This window comes from Sinomonas sp. ASV486, assembly GCF_030908215.1.
GTDB lineage: Bacteria > Actinomycetota > Actinomycetes > Actinomycetales > Micrococcaceae > Sinomonas > Sinomonas puerhi.
Window position 1 is genome coordinate 1 of the sequence record NZ_JAVFJK010000007.1, and the last position, 15786, is coordinate 15786.

The 15786-nt window shown below is 68.6% G+C and carries 12 protein-coding genes and 1 rRNA gene; 7 read left to right on the forward strand and 6 right to left on the reverse strand.

From position 1 onward, the window contains the following. Nucleotides 1-145: 145 nt before the first annotated feature. Both rrf and RBS60_RS11210 read left to right on the forward strand, forming a co-directional pair. Nucleotides 146-262: ribosomal RNA gene (gene rrf, locus RBS60_RS11205) — 5S ribosomal RNA — on the forward strand. A gap of 115 nt (nt 263-377) precedes the next feature. Beyond that, nucleotides 378-881 (forward strand): SRPBCC domain-containing protein, encoded by a 504-nt coding sequence (locus RBS60_RS11210; RefSeq protein WP_307957645.1) that lies wholly within the window; start codon nt 378-380, stop codon nt 879-881. Here RBS60_RS11210 and RBS60_RS11215 read toward each other — a convergent pair. Beyond that, nucleotides 878-1915: a LacI family DNA-binding transcriptional regulator gene (locus RBS60_RS11215; protein WP_307957646.1), complete on the reverse strand. Its 1038-nt coding sequence runs from the start codon at nt 1913-1915 to the stop codon at nt 878-880. The genes RBS60_RS11210 and RBS60_RS11215 overlap by 4 nt on opposite strands. Nucleotides 1916-1943: 28 nt before the next feature. Next, on the reverse strand, nt 1944-3677 hold the full coding sequence (locus tag RBS60_RS11220; RefSeq protein ID WP_307957647.1) for a glycoside hydrolase family 13 protein: 1734 nt from the start codon (nt 3675-3677) through the stop codon (nt 1944-1946). 189 nt (nt 3678-3866) lie between these two features. On the opposite strand from RBS60_RS11220, the gene RBS60_RS11225 reads away from it, so the two are divergent. The 5 genes from RBS60_RS11225 (at nt 3867) to RBS60_RS11245 (ending at nt 10423) form a co-directional block, all read left to right on the forward strand. After that, nucleotides 3867-5162, forward strand: coding sequence for a maltose ABC transporter substrate-binding protein (locus tag RBS60_RS11225; RefSeq protein ID WP_307957648.1), 1296 nt, complete (start codon nt 3867-3869; stop codon nt 5160-5162). A 174-nt stretch (nt 5163-5336) separates the two neighbouring features. Continuing rightward, the gene (locus RBS60_RS11230) at nt 5337-6902 is read left to right on the forward strand and encodes an ABC transporter permease subunit (protein ID WP_307957839.1); all 1566 of its coding nucleotides are present in this window, start codon (nt 5337-5339) and stop codon (nt 6900-6902) included. A gap of 1 nt (nt 6903) precedes the next feature. Next, a complete protein-coding gene (locus RBS60_RS11235; RefSeq protein ID WP_307957649.1) occupies nt 6904-7827 on the forward strand; it encodes a sugar ABC transporter permease in 924 nt (307 codons plus the stop codon). Then, on the forward strand, nt 7824-9755 hold the full coding sequence (locus RBS60_RS11240) for a glycoside hydrolase family 13 protein (protein WP_307957650.1): 1932 nt from the start codon (nt 7824-7826) through the stop codon (nt 9753-9755). Before RBS60_RS11235 ends, RBS60_RS11240 begins: the two co-directional genes overlap by 4 nt. Before the next feature lie 32 nt (nt 9756-9787). Continuing rightward, nucleotides 9788-10423 carry a DUF2461 domain-containing protein gene (locus RBS60_RS11245; protein ID WP_307957651.1) on the forward strand — a complete coding sequence of 212 codons (636 nt, stop codon included), beginning with the start codon at nt 9788-9790 and terminating at the stop codon, nt 10421-10423. A 24-nt stretch (nt 10424-10447) separates the two neighbouring features. On the opposite strand, the gene RBS60_RS11250 is transcribed toward RBS60_RS11245, so the two are convergent. From RBS60_RS11250 to RBS60_RS11265, 4 genes are all read right to left on the reverse strand, one after another. Beyond that, nucleotides 10448-11863, reverse strand: coding sequence for a DUF4032 domain-containing protein (locus RBS60_RS11250; RefSeq protein WP_307957652.1), 1416 nt, complete (start codon nt 11861-11863; stop codon nt 10448-10450). Between the two features lie 115 nt (nt 11864-11978). After that, nucleotides 11979-13061 (reverse strand): sn-glycerol-3-phosphate ABC transporter ATP-binding protein UgpC, encoded by a 1083-nt coding sequence (locus RBS60_RS11255; RefSeq protein ID WP_307957653.1) that lies wholly within the window; start codon nt 13059-13061, stop codon nt 11979-11981. Nucleotides 13062-13309: 248 nt separating this feature from the next. Next, entirely contained in the window at nt 13310-14098 is a 789-nt protein-coding gene (otsB, locus tag RBS60_RS11260) for a trehalose-phosphatase (protein ID WP_307957654.1), read from the reverse strand. Next, on the reverse strand, nt 14095-15561 hold the full coding sequence (locus RBS60_RS11265) for a trehalose-6-phosphate synthase (protein ID WP_374049274.1): 1467 nt from the start codon (nt 15559-15561) through the stop codon (nt 14095-14097). The genes otsB and RBS60_RS11265 overlap by 4 nt, the downstream gene beginning before the upstream one ends. Nucleotides 15562-15786 lie beyond the last annotated feature (225 nt).

A 15786-nucleotide genomic window follows, 5' to 3' on the forward strand; every position in this document is an offset into this window, starting at 1 on the left:
GTGCGGAAACGGAACCATGCTACGCGTCCACCATACGGTCCCCAGACAACAAACCCCAGGGAACCAGCCACAACAGAACACACTCACGGAACACCGTGACCACACACTTCCCCACCCCCACCCCGGGGGCGCGCGGAGCAAGGGTTACGGCGGCCACAGCGTGGGGGAAACGCCCGGACCCATCCCGAACCCGGAAGCTAAGACCCACAGCGCCGATGGTACTGCACCCGCCAGGGTGTGGGAGAGTAGGACACCGCCGGACAACCATTCAAGGCAGAACGGGCCCCACCACGTGGGGCCCGTTCCCATTTAACTGCTGATCTTCTTCGGCAAGAGCGGACTTCGGCCGAGGATGGGTTGCACCTACGATCGAGTGCATGGACCCACTCTTCTCGCACGCCTCGCAGACCGACGGGGACAAACCAGCCCAAGGTGACGCGCCGCCGTCGCGCGTCTACCGTCTCGCGCTGCCGGTGCCGCGGGACATCGTGTACAACGCGTTCGTCGGAGACCTCCACTTGTGGTGGCCAGCCGCGTACACCGGCTTCGGTGCGGGAACCCATGCGTTCCTCGAAGAAGGCATCGTGGGGGAGGAAGGGCCGGACGGGACGCTCCAGGTCTGGGGCGAGGTGGCCCGCGAGGATCCCGGCGAACTCCTCGAGCTCGTCTGGAAGCTCGCTTGGCGGCCCGATGCCCCGACGCGGCTCGAGATCGTCTTCGAGGACTGCGACGGCGGGACGGTGGTCACTCTGACCCATGACGGGTGGGCCGCTGGCTCCGAGGGGCGGGAGCAGTTCGAGAAGTACGCCGACTGGCCCGAGATTCTCGGTCGATTCGCCGCGTTCTTCGGTGAGCCGGCCGAATCGGTCGAGACGGTCTAGCGGAGCGACCGCGGGACGGCAGTGCTCATGCGGATCACGAACTCGGGTTCGACAATGCGGGTTTCGGGCTCGGCTCCATCGGACTCGAGCTCCTTGATCAGCATGTGCGCTGCATCGGCGCCTTGGCGGGCCGGGGCCTGGTCGAAGGTCGTGAGGCCGAACATCTCACCGAGCTCGTGGCCGTCAATGCCGATCACCGACACGTCGTAGGGCACCTGGAGGCCCAGCTGCTGTGCGGCGGTGATCGCCCCGATGGCCATCTCATCCGATGCGGCGAAGATCGCGGTGGGGCGTCCGGCAGGGGACGCGAGGAGGCGTTTGGCCGTGGCATGGGCGCCGGCAATCGTGAAGTCCGTGGGCGCAAGCCACTCAGGCCGTACACGAACGCCGGCCTCGCGCATGGCGGCCTCGAAGCCGAGACGACGGTTTGCCGGGAGCGCGAAGTCGCGCTCGAATTCGGGGGTGCCGCTCAGATGGCCGATGTCGCGGTGGCCCAAGCCGAGCAGGTGCTCGGTAGCGTGCTTGGCCACCGCGAAGTCATCGATATGGAGTGTGGCGACGCCTTCGATGGCGCCGCCGAGTCCGACGATCGGCCGGCCCACGCGCAGCAACTGGGCGACCTCGGCGGGTGAGAGCTCGAGCGAGACGGCCACGACGCCGTCGAGCCTCTGGCGGCGCAGGAAGTCCGTCAGTACGCTCTGCCGTCTGCCGGGCTGTTCGCCCGTGTTGTAGAGGGTGAGGTCATAGCCGGCCTCGAGCAGGGCCTTGGAAACGCCCTCGAGGACGGAGGAGAAGAACCACCGGCTCACGGTGGGCACCATGACGCCGATGTTGCGGGTCCGCCCCGAGGCGAGGCTCGAGGCGTTGTACGAGGGCACGAAACCGAGTTCCGCGGCCGCGTCGAGGACCCTCTGGCGGCTCCTCTCCGAGACGTTGCCCCGTCCGCTGAGGGCGCGGGACACGGTGGCCATTGAGACGCCCGCCGACTGTGCGACGTCGCGGATGCTCACGCTCGTCCCGGGGTCGTCCTTCATGCGGCCCTTCTCCTCTACGACGTCGGCGTTATTCGCCCAGTATGAGCCAGGCGGCCTCTCCGGGGCCGAGATCCGCAGACCCGGTTTCTCCAGACCGGACTGCGACCTCGAGGAGCGGCAGGGGCACTGCGGACTCGCCGGCGTTCAGCATGACCAGAATAGTGCCGTTCGCGAAGGCCAGGACGCCATCCCGGCATAGATCAGGGACCCAGGCCAGGCTGCCCGCGCCGAGCGCGCGTTCCCGCCGGTGCGAAAGCACACGCCGGTAGAGGTTCAGATGGGATTCGGAGGCAAGCGCCTGGGCATCCCGCGCGAGCTCTGCCCAGAGCTCCGGTTGAGGGAGCCAGCTTGCGCCCGTCTCGCTGAAACCGTGGGCCGGTGCCCCGGACCGCCAGGGGATCGGGACGCGGCACCCGTCGCGGCCCACGCGCTCACCGCCAGTGCGATGGAACGTCGGGTCCTGTCGCTCGTGCGGGGCGATGAACGTGTTGTCCACGAGGCCGAGCTCCTCGCCCTGGTAGAGGTAGGCGCTGCCCGGCAGCCCCAGCATGAACAGCGTGGCTGCGCGCGCCCTGGTGCGGCCCAGAGCCACGTCCGGCTGCGGGTCCTCGGGGCCGAGTCCCTCACCGACGTTCAGGCCCACGCCGGGCAGGCCGAGCCGGGAGGCATGCCGGACCACGTCATGGTTCGAAAGCACCCAAGTAGTCGGCGCCCCCACGGCGTCGAACGCCTCGAAGGACGCGTTGACGACGGCGCGCAGCGCCTCCGCCTCGAAGGGAGCCCCCAGGAAGGGGAAGTTGAAGGCCTGATGGAGCTGGTCAGGGGCGACCCACTGGGCCATGCGGTCGAGCGGATCGACGTTCGCCTCGGCACACAGGACGCGGTCCGGGCCGTATTCGGCGAGGATGGCACGCCATCTCCGGTAGACGTCCCTGAGTGCAGGCTGGCCGAACATCGGAGCGAGGTGCCCCGGGAACCCCGGCGAGGACCCGCCGTCGGCCTTGCCTCCCCAGTCCGGGAGCCCCGCCGCCTTGACGAGCGCGTGGGCGACGTCGACGCGGAAGCCGGCCGCGCCGCGGTCGAGCCAGAAGCGCAGGACGCGCTCGAACTCGTCGCCCACGGCAGGGTTGTCCCAGTTGAAGTCCGGCTGGCTCGAGTCGAAGAGGTGCAGGTACCATTGGCCCGCCGTGCCGTCGGGCTCGGTGATGCGCGTCCAAGCCGGTCCGCCGAAGTGGGATTCCCAGTTGTTGGGCGGAAGCTCGCCGTGCTCGCCGCGGCCGTCCCGGAAGATGAAGTGGTCCCGTGCGGGGCTTCCGTGTCCGGAGGCGAGGGCCGCACGGAACATGGCGTGCTCGCTCGAGCAGTGGTTGGGCACGAGGTCCACGATGATGTGGAGCCCCAGCTCGCGGGCGCGGGCGGCCAGGGCGTCGAAGTCCGCGAGGGTGCCGAAGAGCGGGTCAACGTCGCAATAGTCGGCGACGTCGTAGCCGCCGTCGCGCTGGGGGGAGACATAGAACGGGGAGAGCCATACGGCATCCGCACCGAGGTCCGCGATGTGGTGGAGCTCAGCTGTGATGCCCGCGAGGTCGCCGACGCCGTCACCGGAGGCGTCGCGGAAGGATCGCGGGTAGATCTGGTAGATGACGGCGGAGCGCCACCAGTCGTCGCTGGACGATGCCTCGTGGACCGGCACGAGGGGGCCCACGATCGGATTCTCGGCCAGGCCGGAGAGCGGAGCGAGGGCGGCAGTCGAAAGAGCCATGCGGGACATCCTGACACAGCGAGGACGATATTGGAAACGTTTACAGAGCTCGGTTCCCATCGACTAGAAGGATTGCTTGGCGTTTGCAGATCTACTGTGTAGTATCTGCAAGCGTTTCCAATTGTGAGGTGCTTCACTTGACTGCCCCGTGCGGACGGCCCTCACGTCGATCCAGAAGGGACACCAACGATGGTGCGAATCACCCCTCAGTCTGCCCTCAGCCGCCGGAACTTCGTCACCGGCGCTGCCGGGGCCGCGGCACTCCTCGGCCTCGCCGCCTGCGGAGCCAACACCGCAAGCTCCACGGCAACGACCCAAGCCGCGAAGAACCTCGCCGCGAGCGGGGCAAGCACTATCACGATGTGGCTCGACGCCGAGCGCGCGCCCGCCCTGAAGGAGGTCGCCGACAAGTTCAAGGCGGACACCGGGATCGAGGTCAAGCTGATCGTCAAGGACTTCGCCGCGGTCCGTGACGACTTCATCACCCAGGTCCCCACGGGCAAGGGCCCGGACCTGATCGTGGGCCCGCACGACTGGCTGGGCAAGTTCGTCCAGAATGGCGTCATCGCGCCCGTCGAGCTCGGCGACAAGAAGTCGGGCTTCCAGGACGCCGCCGTGCGCGCCATGACGTACAACGGCTCGATCTACGGTGTGCCGTACGCGGTCGAGAACATCGGACTCATCCGCAACACCGCGCTGGTCGACTCGGCCTCCGCCACGTTCGACGAGGTCCTCGCCAAGGGTGGCAGCGCCGTGGCCGCGGGCAAGGCCAAGTACGCGTTCCTCGTGGGCCTCGACCCCAAGCAGGGCGACCCGTACCACCTGTACCCGCTGCAGACCTCGATGGGAGTGCAGGTCTTCGGCCTCGATTCCAAGGGCGAGTACGACGCGAAGCAGCTCACCCTCGGGGGCGCGAGCGGCGCCGCGTTCGCCGCCAAGCTCAAGGAATGGGGCGACGCCGGCTCCAAGGTGCTCAACTCCAACATCACGGGCGACATCGCCAAGGAGAAGTTCCTCGCGGGCGAGAGCCCGTACTACCTCACGGGCCCGTGGAACGTGCCGGACATGCAGAAGAAGGGCCTCAAGATCGCGGTCGATCCGCTGCCCAAGACCGGTGACAAGGACGCCCAGCCGTTCCTCGGCGTCAACGGCTTCTTCATCTCCGCCAAGAGCGCCAACGCCCTCGCGACCAACGAGTTCGTGGTCAACTACCTCACGACCGAGTCCGTCCAGGATTCCATGTTCAAGGCCGGAGGCCGCCCGCCGGCGCTCAAGGCCTCGTTCGACAAGGCGTCCAGCGACCCGATCGTCAAGGCGTTCGGCGAGATCGGGGCCAAGGGCGTTCCGATGCCCGCCATCCCGGCGATGTCCTCTGTCTGGGCCGACTGGGGCTCCACCGAGCTGGCGCTCATCAAGGGCCAGGGCGACCCGGCGACGGAGTGGGCCAAGATGGCCGATTCCATCAAGGGCAAGATCGGCGCCTAGCGGCCGTCCCGACCACCGGCGGCGGCGCGCGCCGAGCCTGACGCGCGTGCCGTCGTCGTACGTCCCCCACGCCAACCACGCCGAGAACCGAAGGAAACCACCATGGCCCGAGCCGAGCAGCTCTCCGCCCCGACGCACGACGGCGCCGTCCCCGCCTCCGAGCCCCCCGCCCCCATGCCTCGGGTGCCGCAGCGTGGCCGGCGCAGCCCGGACTCATGGAAGGGCACCCTCGCCAAGATCGTGCTGCTGGGCCTCGTTGACGCCCTCGCCGTGTACATCTGCATGGCCCTCTTCTCCCACTCGTGGGCCGTGCTGGCCATCGCGGCCGCGGTGACGCTGCTCATCAACTGGATCTACCTTCGCCGGGGCGGTCTACCGGCGAAGTACCTCGCCCCCGGTGTGCTGTTCCTCGCGGTGTTCCAGGTGGTCGTTGTCGTGTTCTCCGGCTACATCGCGTTCACGAACTACGGCGACGGGCACAACAGCACGAAGGACGACGCGATCTCGTCGATCCTGACCTCATCGCAGAAGCGCGTCCCCGACTCGCCTGCGTACCGGACGTCGGTGCTCACGAAGGACGGCTCCTACTACCTCCTCGTGACGGACCCGAAGGGCGCCGCGGAGATCGGAACGACGGGCAAGAAGCTCGAGCCCGCCCCGGGCGCTGTCAAGGATTCCACGGGCAAGGCCAAGAGCCTCGACGGGTACCAGACCCTCGCACTGTCCGACCTCGTGGCCCACCAGCAGGACGTCCTGGGCCTCGTGGTGCCCGTCTCCGACAGCCCCGGCGACGGTACGCTGCGCACCCAGGACGGCTCGAGCGCCTACATCTTCCGCTCGTCGATCGCCTACGACGCCGCCTCGGACACCATGACGGAGACGGACGCCGGCACGGTGTACCGGGACTCGGGGCAGGGCGACTTCGTCTCGGCCTCGGGGGACAAGCTCGCCACGGGCTGGAAGATCGACGTCGGCTTCAAGAACTTCGTCACGGCCTTCACGGACGAGGGCCTGCGCGGCCCGCTCCTGGCCGTGACGCTGTGGACGTTCACGTTCGCGATCGCCTCGGTGCTGCTGACGTTCGCGCTCGGGCTCTTCCTCGCGGTCACCTTCAACCGCCCCGACCTCAAGGGCAAGAAGGTGTACCGGATCCTCATGATCCTGCCGTACGCCTTCCCCGCGTTCCTCTCGGGCCTCGTGTGGGCCGGGCTGCTCAACCCGGAGTTCGGGTTCATCAACAACGCGCTGCTCGGCGGGGCACACATCGGCTGGCTCACCGATCCGGTCCTCGCGAAGATCTCGGTGCTCGTGGTCAACCTCTGGCTTGGTTTCCCCTACATGTTCCTCGTGTGCACGGGCGCGCTCCAGTCGCTGCCCGAGGACGTCGACGAGGCGGCCCGCATGGACGGCGCGAGCCCGTGGCGGATCTTCCGCTCGATCAAGCTCCCACTCCTGCTCGTCTCGACCGCGCCCCTGCTCATCTCCTCGTTCGCCTTCAACTTCAACAACTTCAACGTCATCTACATGCTCACGAACGGCGGTCCGCGCTTCGCAGACACCACGCGGGACATCGGCGCGACGGACATCCTCATCACGCTCGTGTACAAGAGCGCCTTCGGCGTGGGCACCGGCCGCGACTACGGTCTTGCGAGCGCCCTCGCGATCATCATCTTCATCATCGTCGCGACCGTCTCGGCGATCAGCTTCAAGCAGACCAAGGCACTTGAGGACGTGAACTGACATGAGCGCAGCACCCACCACTGCCACCTCGCCGCGCACGACGCCGCAGCTCGCCTCCCGCCGCCGACTCCCCTTCGGGCGGTGGCTGAGGGAGAAGGGGTGGCGGCACGCCGTCGGCGTCGTCGTGAGCATCTTCGCGGTGTTCCCGCTCCTGTATGTCCTCTCGGCCGCGTTCAACCCCTCGGGCACCCTCGCCGGGTCCGCCTCGCTTTTCTCGGACCTCTCCTTGGACAACTTCGCCAAGCTCTTCGGCAACGAGCAGCGCCCCTTCGGCAGGTGGTTCGTCAACACGCTCTTCATCGGGCTCGTGACCTCGGCCGCGAGTGTGCTGCTCGGCGCGATGGCCGCGTACGCGTTCTCCCGCATGCGCTTCGCCGGCCGGCGCGTGGGACTGCTGAGCCTGCTGCTGCTGCAGATGTTCCCCCAGCTGCTCGCCGTCGTCGCGATCTTCCTCCTGCTCAACGGCATCGGCGAGGTCATCCCCGCCCTCGGCCTCGGCAGCCAGCTCGGCCTCATCATGGTGTACCTCGGCGGGGCGCTCGGCGTGAACACGTACCTCATGTACGGGTTCTTCAACACCGTCCCCGTCTCCCTCGATGAGGCCGCGAAGATCGACGGCGCGAGCCACGCGCAGATCTTCTTCGGCATCATCCTGCGGCTCGTCACCCCGATTCTGGCCGTGGTGGGGCTCCTGACGTTCATCGGCATCTCGAGCGAGTTCGTCATCGCCTCCGTGGTCCTCACCGATCCGAATACGCAGACGCTCGCCGTGGGCCTGTACTCGTTCGTCGCGAACCAGCGCACCGAAGACTGGGGCGTGTTCGCGAGCGGTGCCGTGCTCGCGGCGCTGCCGGTCATGGCCCTGTTCCTCTTCCTCCAGCGGTACATCGTCTCCGGTCTCGTGGCCGGCTCGGTCAAGGGATGATCCCCGCCACCGCCGTCCCGGGGTTTGAGGCCCATCACGACGGCTCACCGCTGTACCTGCCCGACGGGCACGTGGGCCTGGGCGCGAGTGCCCGGGTGAGACTGCGCACCCGGGCCGACGGCGGAGTGGTGCGCGTGTGGGTGCGCACGGTCGAGGACGCCGAGCCGCGCCATGCGGCCGCCAGGCCCCTCGGAAGCATCGGAGGCTGGGACTGGTGGGAGGCGCGCGTGCGCGTCCATAACCCCGTGGCCCGCTACCGGTTCCTGCTCGAGCGGGAGCCCTCCGGCTCCGACCCCGAGGCGCGCCCGGCGTGGCTCAACGCCGCCGGGATGTGGACCCATGACGTCCCGGACACGGCCGACTTCCGGCTCAGCGCCGACGCGCCCGGACCCGAGTGGGCCGCCGGCGCGGTCATGTACCAGGTGTTCCCCGACCGGTTCGCTCGATCGCGGGCGGCATCCCGCCCCGACGCGGGCTCCGAGGCGCCGCACGTGCCCGAGTGGGCCATCGCGGCGGCGTGGGGAGACGCCGTGGTCCACGAGGGACCCGACACGGCGCGGCAGCTCTTCGGCGGCGACCTCAACGGGATCCGCGAGCGGCTCGACCATCTCGAGGCCCTTGGCGTCGAGGTCCTCTACCTCACGCCGATCTTCCCCGCCCGCTCCAACCACCGCTACGACGCCTCGACCTTCCGGCACGTCGACCCCCTGCTCGGCGGCGACACAGCGCTCGCTGCCCTCGTCGAGGCGTGCCACGCCCGCGGCATCCGCGTCATCGGCGACCTCACCGCCAACCACACCGGCGACGCGCACGAGTGGTTCCGCCGGGCGGCCGGCGACCGCGCGGCGTCGTCCCGGGACGTTCCCGAGCGCTCCTATTACTACTTCCGACCCGACGGGAGCTACGAGTCGTGGTGGGGAGTGCCGAGCCTGCCCAAGCTCGACTGGGCATCGGGTGGGCTCCGCCGCGACTTCGTGGACGGCCCCGACTCCGTGGTAGCGCACTGGCTCACGGAGCCCTATGGGCTCGACGGGTGGAGGCTCGATGTCGGGAACATGACCGGCCGGCTCGGAGTCATCGACCACCACGCCGAGGTGTTCCGGCTCCTGCGCGCCACTGCGCTCGCGGCCCGACCCGACGCGCTCCTCGTCGCCGAGTCGACGAACGACGCCGCAGCCGACTTCCAGGGCGACACGTTCCACGGCTCCATGAGCTATGCGTCCCTTACGAGGCCGCTCTGGGGCTGGCTCACCGACGGGACCGCCGTGAACTACTTCGGCGCGCCGCTTGCACGCCCGCCCCGCCTGCCGGCCGAGGACTTCCTCGCGCAGTACCGGGCCTTCAGCGCCGCGTACCCGTGGGACGTGCGGCTGCGCTCGCTCAGCGCGATCGATACGCACGACACCGCGCGGGCAGCGACCGTCATGGTCCCGGGCGGCCAGGAGGTCGCCGCCGTGCTCGCATTCACCCTGCCTGGCATGCCGCTCGTGTTCGCCGGCGACGAGTTCGGCCTGGCGGGGGTGGACGGCGAGGACTCGCGCACCCCGATGCCGTGGGACGAGCCCGAGCGGATCGCCGCGGACCTGCGTCCCCTGTACGCGCAGCTCGGGCAGCTGCGCCGCGAACCGGCGCTGCGCATCGGGTCGCTGCGTTGGCTGTGGGCCGAGGGCGATGTGCTCGTCTTCGTGCGCGAGCAGCCCGGATGCACTGTCCTCGTCGCGGCGGCCCGGGCTGACGCCGCCGTCGAACTTCCGCCCGGACTTCTGCCTGAAGGCTGGGCCGGCGCGGAGCCGGTGCTCGCCGTCGGCGGTCTCTGGCTGGAGGCTGCCGCGGTCGGGAACGCGCACGACGGCGGCGCCCTCCTGAGCGCCGCTGGCCCCTCTGCCGCTGTGTGGCGTCTCCCGGGACCGACGCCGCCCGGGGAGTAGACGTGGGCGCCGCCGGCACGGAGGATGCTGACATGAATGACTTCCAGGGATTTCCCGCGGGCGGCCCCGAGTTCTACGCCGAGCTCGAGGAGAACAACACCAAGGAATGGTGGACCGAGCACAAGGACGTCTACGAGCAGTCCGTTCGCGAGCCCATGGCGGCCCTCCTGGACGAGCTCTCAGCCGAGTTCGGCGAGGCGAAGGCGTTCCGCCCCTACCGCGACGTGCGCTTCAGCAAGGACAAGTCCCCCTACAAGACCCACCAAGGCGGCTTCGCCCAGACCGTCCCGGGGATCGGCTACTACCTGCACCTCGACGCGGAGGGGCTCACGGTCGGGGGCGGGTACCACTCGCACACGCCAGCCCAGATCGCGAGGTTCCGGGCCGCGGTCGACGCCCCGGCATCGGGCGGCGAGCTCGAGAGGATCGTCGGGGCCCTGCGGGAGGGAGGCTATGAGATCAACGGTGAGCGGCTCAAGACCGTCCCCCGCGAATACGCGAAGGACCACCCTCGCGGGGAGCTCCTCAAGCACAAGTCCCTCACGGCGGGAAAGGCGTTCGGCACCCCCGCATGGCTCAGCTCGCCCGAAGCGCTCGAGCGCGTACGAGCCAGCTGGACCGAGCTCAGGCCCGTCGTGGAGTGGCTCTCCGAGCACGTGGGCGGCTGAGGCTCGGCCGCACCCCTCGGCGCCTCAGTCGTCGGCGAGATCCTCGTCGTCGATCGCGACGAGGGCTTCGTCGTCATCCTCGTCTCGGTGGCGGGCCTCTTCGGTCTCGATCACCTTGAGGAGCGCGGTGTCCGGGTTGAGCATGATCGCGGCCTCGTCGCGGCGGTGCCGCAGGACGGTGTCGATGTAGGACTGCACCGTCTCGGCGAGCGGGATGTACCTGTTGAGCTGCTCCGACATGTACCAGCGGTGCTCGATGACCTGGTGGACCACCTCGGCCGGTTCCAGCTTGCCGGCGAGCTCGCGCGGGATGGCCTTCACGATCGGCTCGAACACATGGCTCACCCACGCGTGGGCACTCATCTCCTCGTCCTGGCCTGGGTAGTTGTCGGCGCGGAAGCTGTCCATGTCATTCAGGAGGCGGCGGGCCTGGTTCTCCTGTGCATCGATGCCGGTGAGGCGGATCAGGCGGCGCTGGTGGTGGCCGGCGTCGACCACCTTGGGCTGGAGGTGGATCGTGGAGCCGTCCGGCGTCGTCTTGATCGCGTACTCCTCGACGTCGAAGCCAAGCTCGTTCAGGCGCCGGATGCGGGCGGCCACGCGCCAGCGCTCGCCGAGCTCGAACGACTCGTTCGCGGTCAGCTCAGTCCACAGGTTGCGGTAGGAGTCCATGATCCGCTCGCTCGTGGCCACGGGGTCGACCTCTTCGTCGATGAGGCCCCCGTCGAGAAGGTCCATGAGCTCGCCTGCGATGTTCACGCGTGCGATCTCGAGATCGTACTCACGCTGCCCCGTGGACAGGTCGGGGTACAGCTCGCCCGTCTCGGCATCCACGAGGTAGGCCGCGAAGGAGCCGGCGTCGCGCCGGAACAGCGTGTTCGAAAGCGAGACGTCGCCCCAGTAGAAGCCCACGAGGTGCAGCCTCACCATGAGGAGCGCCTGCGCATCGATGAGGCGCGTGAGGGTGTCCCTCCGGAGCTTCTGGGAGAACAGCGCGCGGTAGGGGAGGGAGAACTTGAGATGCCGCGTGACGAGGGCCGTGTCAAGCGGCTTCCCGTCCAGGGTATGGCGGTCTCGGATGACGGCGACGGGTTCCACGCAGGGCACATCAAGCCGCTGGAGCTTCCGCAGCATGTGGTACTCGTGCCGGGCAACGTGCTCGCTCGTCTCCTTGACCGCGATGACCGAACTGCCGAGCTTGGCGAAGCGGACAATGTGCCGGGAGATACCGCGGGGGAGGGCCGCAAGGTACTCCTCGGGCCAATCCTCGAGCGCCACATGCCACGGGAGGTCGAGGAGCTCCGGATCGGCTGCGGCGGCGGTGATGTTGAGGGAGCCGAGGGCCGAGGCCGGCTCCTCGAGCGGCGCACGCCGTGGCAGCTTGCCCACCTCGTCGTAGTCGGTGGGCTCGTCCTGCCAGGTGGCGCTCTGGTCGGTCATGGGTTCCATTCTTCCGCTGTTCGCGGATGCGGGCATCTGCCGCTGCAGAAATGCGACGTGCCCGCCGGGAAGACCCGGCGGGCACGTCGTAGTGATGGGTTACTTGGGTCAGGCGTCAGGCGCCGAGGCGAAGACCGGACTTCGTGTCGAAGAGGTGCACGTGGCCCTGCTGCGGGCGGACCCACACCTTGTCGCCCTTGAGCGGGGGACGCCGGCCGTCGACGCGGGCCACGATGTCGTGGTTCTGGCCGTCTAGGGTCGTGTGGCCGTAGACGTACGCGTCGGCACCGAGCTCCTCGACGACGTCGACCTCGACCTCGAGCCCTTCGCCCTGGGGCGCAGTCTCAAGGTCCTCGGGGCGGACGCCGAGCGTGACGGTGGAGCCGCTGGCGGCCGCGAGGACGTCGCGCGGGACCGGGTAGACGGTGCCGCCGAACTTCACTCCGTTATCGGCCTCCGGGAGCTCGAGGAGGTTCATGGCGGGGGAGCCGATGAAGCCGGCCACGAACACGTTCTGCGGACGGTCGTAGAGGTTGCGCGGGGTGTCGACCTGCTGGAGAAGGCCGTCCTTGAGGACCGCGACACGGTCGCCCATGGTCATGGCCTCAACCTGGTCGTGCGTGACGTAGACGGTCGTGACGCCGAGGCGGCGGGTCAGCGATGCGATCTGGGTGCGCGTCTGGACGCGGAGCTTGGCATCGAGGTTCGAGAGCGGCTCGTCCATGAGGAAGACCTGCGGGTTCCGGACGATCGCACGGCCCATCGCGACGCGCTGGCGCTGGCCACCGGAGAGGGCCTTCGGCTTGCGCTCGAGGTACTGCTCGAGGTCCAGGAGCTTGGCCGCCTCGCGGACGCGCTGGGCGCGCTCTTCCTTCGAGACGCCAGCGATCTTGAGCGCGAAGCCCATGTTGTCCGCGACGCTCATGTGCGGGTACAGCGCGTAGTTCTGGAAGACCATCGCGATGTCGCGGTCCTTCGGCGGGACGTCCGTGACGTCGCGGTCACCGATGAGGATGCGGCCCGAGTTCACGTCCTCAAGGCCGGCGAGCATGCGGAGTGAGGTTGACTTGCCGCAGCCGGAGGGGCCAACCAAGACGAGGAACTCGCCGTCTGCAATGTCAATGTTGAGCTTGTCGACGGCGGGCTTGTCGGTGCCCGGGTAGAGGCGCGTCGCGTTGTCGAAAGTAACTGTAGCCACAGTCATCGATCCCTTCACCGGCAGGTACGTGCCGGACGATCCGTAGTGAATGGTTCTTGTTGTTCAGTTGTGTTTGCCGGACCGAGGTCCTGCGGCTTCGGCGGCCACTCAGGCCGCCGATGCTGACGTCGCCATTGTGGCAGATGCTCACCGTGGGCCGCAGTGCCCGCGTTCACAACAGTGAGTATGGCATGCGTCACACGTGTTGGAAAATGTGACGTGCATTACGTCCGCTATGTGGACAGCTGTCAGGGGGTCCGCTGGGCGGGCAGTTCGGAGCGCAGGCTCGCGAGGAGTGCGACGATGTCGGCAACGTCCTCGGGCGCCGCGACCCGGAAGGACGCCGCGGTGTCACCTTCGCCGACCTTGAGCCCGACGTCGCCTGCCTCGAGGGCGAGGAAGCCGTCCTCATCAGTGACGTCGTCGCCCGCGAAGAAGACGGCATCCGCCTCGGTGACCTGACGGAGGAACGCGAGGCCTTCGCCCTTGGTCGCGTGGATGACGGACCCCTCGAGGACCTCCTTGCCGTCCTTGAGAAAGATGTCGTGCCGCGAGGCGAGCTGCTTCCGTGCGGCGTCGACCGCGGCCGCTGCGTCCTCGCGGTCCGCCTGCCGCGTGTGCAGCACCCGTCCTGCCGGCTTCTCCTCGACCCACGTGCCGGGTGCCTGCGCGGAGACCTCGGTGAAGACCCTGTGGAGTGCGGCCAGAGCATCGCGCTGGTCCGGATCGAGGGTCACGGGGTGCTCTTCGCCGCCGAGCCGGACCTCCGCGCCGTGGCTCCCGACGAGCAGCGTCCGCACGTCCGGGCTGGACACTGCGACGAGGCTCGTGAGCGCCCTTCCGGACACATACGCCGTCCACGTCTGGGGGAGTGCGGCGAGGCGCACGACGGCGTCCGCGGTCCCCGGGAGGGGACGGGCGTCTTCGGCGCGATCGACGATAGGGGCGACCACGCCGTCGAAGTCGAGGGCAACGAGCAGCCGCTCCGCGGACGCGAGGCGTGCGAGCGACCCTCGCAGAGACTCATCGATATTCATGGTCTGACCTCCTCGAGCCTGGCGAGGAAGGCGGACGACCATTCCTCGACGTTGTGGACGACGACTTGGCGCCTCATCGCCTTCATGCGGCGTGCCGCGATGCCACGCGGAAGGCTGATCGCCGTGGTGATGGCGTCCTTGAGCCCCGCGATGTCGTGCGGATTGATCAGGAGCGCCTGCTTGAGCTGGTCCGCCGCACCGGCGAACTCGGAGAGGATGAGGGCGCCCGTTCCGTCCCGGCGGGCTGCCACGTACTCCTTGGCGACGAGGTTCATGCCGTCCCGCAGCGCGGTGACGAGCATGACATCCGCGGCGAGGTAGAGGGCCACCATCTCCTCGACGGGGTAGGAGTGGTGGAGGTAGCGGACCGCAGTGTGCTGCATCGTGTCGAAGGTGCCGTTGATGCGGCCCACCGTGCCCTCGATCTCCTCGCGCAGGATCCGGTACTGCTCGACGCGCTCCCGACTGGGGCTCGCGACCTGGATGAGCGTCACCTCGCCGACCTTGACACGGCCGTCGGACAGGAGCTCCTCGAAGGCCTTGAGCCGGTGGCGGATGCCCTTGGTGTAGTCGAGCCGGTCAACGCCCAGCATGATCGTTGTCGGATCGCCGAGATCGCGCCGGATCTGGCGGGCGCGCTCCATGATGTCCGGGCGCTCCGCGAGTTCGGAGATGCGCTGGGTGTCGATGGAGATGGGGAACGCCTCGGCCCGCACCTCCCGCGTGCGAGGTGGGCCCGCGCCGTCGTGCGTCGCCTCGGTGACCGTCAGGTGCGTGCCCTTGCCCCCGGCCCCCGCGAGACGGCGAGCGGCGTGGATGAAGTTCGAGGCGTCGCTGGGGCGCTGGAAGCCGAGGAGATCGGCGCCGAGGAGGCCCTCGAGGACCTGGCGGCGCCATGGGAGCTGGGCGAAGATCTCCTGCGGGGGGAAGGGGATGTGGTTGAAGAAGCCGATCTTCAGGTCGGGGCGCTTCCGCCGCAGCATCGCCGGGACGAGCTGGAGCTGGTAGTCCTGGACCCATACCGTGGCGCCCTCGTTCGCGTGGGTCGACGTGGCGTCAGCGAACCGCTGGTTGACCCGCCGATAGGAATCCCACCAAGCGCGGTGGAACTCCGGCGGGGCGATGACGTCGTGGTAGAGCGGCCACAGGGTCGCGTTCGAGAAGCCTTCGTAGTAGTTCTCGAGCTCCTGGGCGGAGAGGGGGACGGGGAGGACCGAGATGCCCTCATGCTCGAAAGGCGTGAGCTCCTCGTCGGGGGCGCCATGCCAACCGACCCACGCGCCGTCGGAATGCTCCATGACGGGGGCGAGCGCAGTGACGAGGCCTCCGGGTGAGCGCCTCCAGCCTGAGTCCTCACCCTCGCCGACGCGGTCTACAGGGAGTCGATTGGAGACCACCAGAAAGTCGTAGCGATGGTCTGCGGCCTCCTCTTCAGTCGCAGTTGCGGTCCTCTGGCTCACGATCGGTCTCCTCGAGTCTGGATGCTTCCACCCTACCGGGGAGGCTTGAGCGAGACGTCACAGTCGGGCCACGGAACTCGGCCGTGCCGCGGATCGTTGCGGCTTGAGGAAGCCCCCGGCGGGGCAGAGTATGCCGAGGGCATGGCACGTTCATGAAAGCCGACGCACTACACTTGGCCCGTCGCCGTCCACGTGTGCCACAGGCGCACCGCGAACCGATCACGAGGA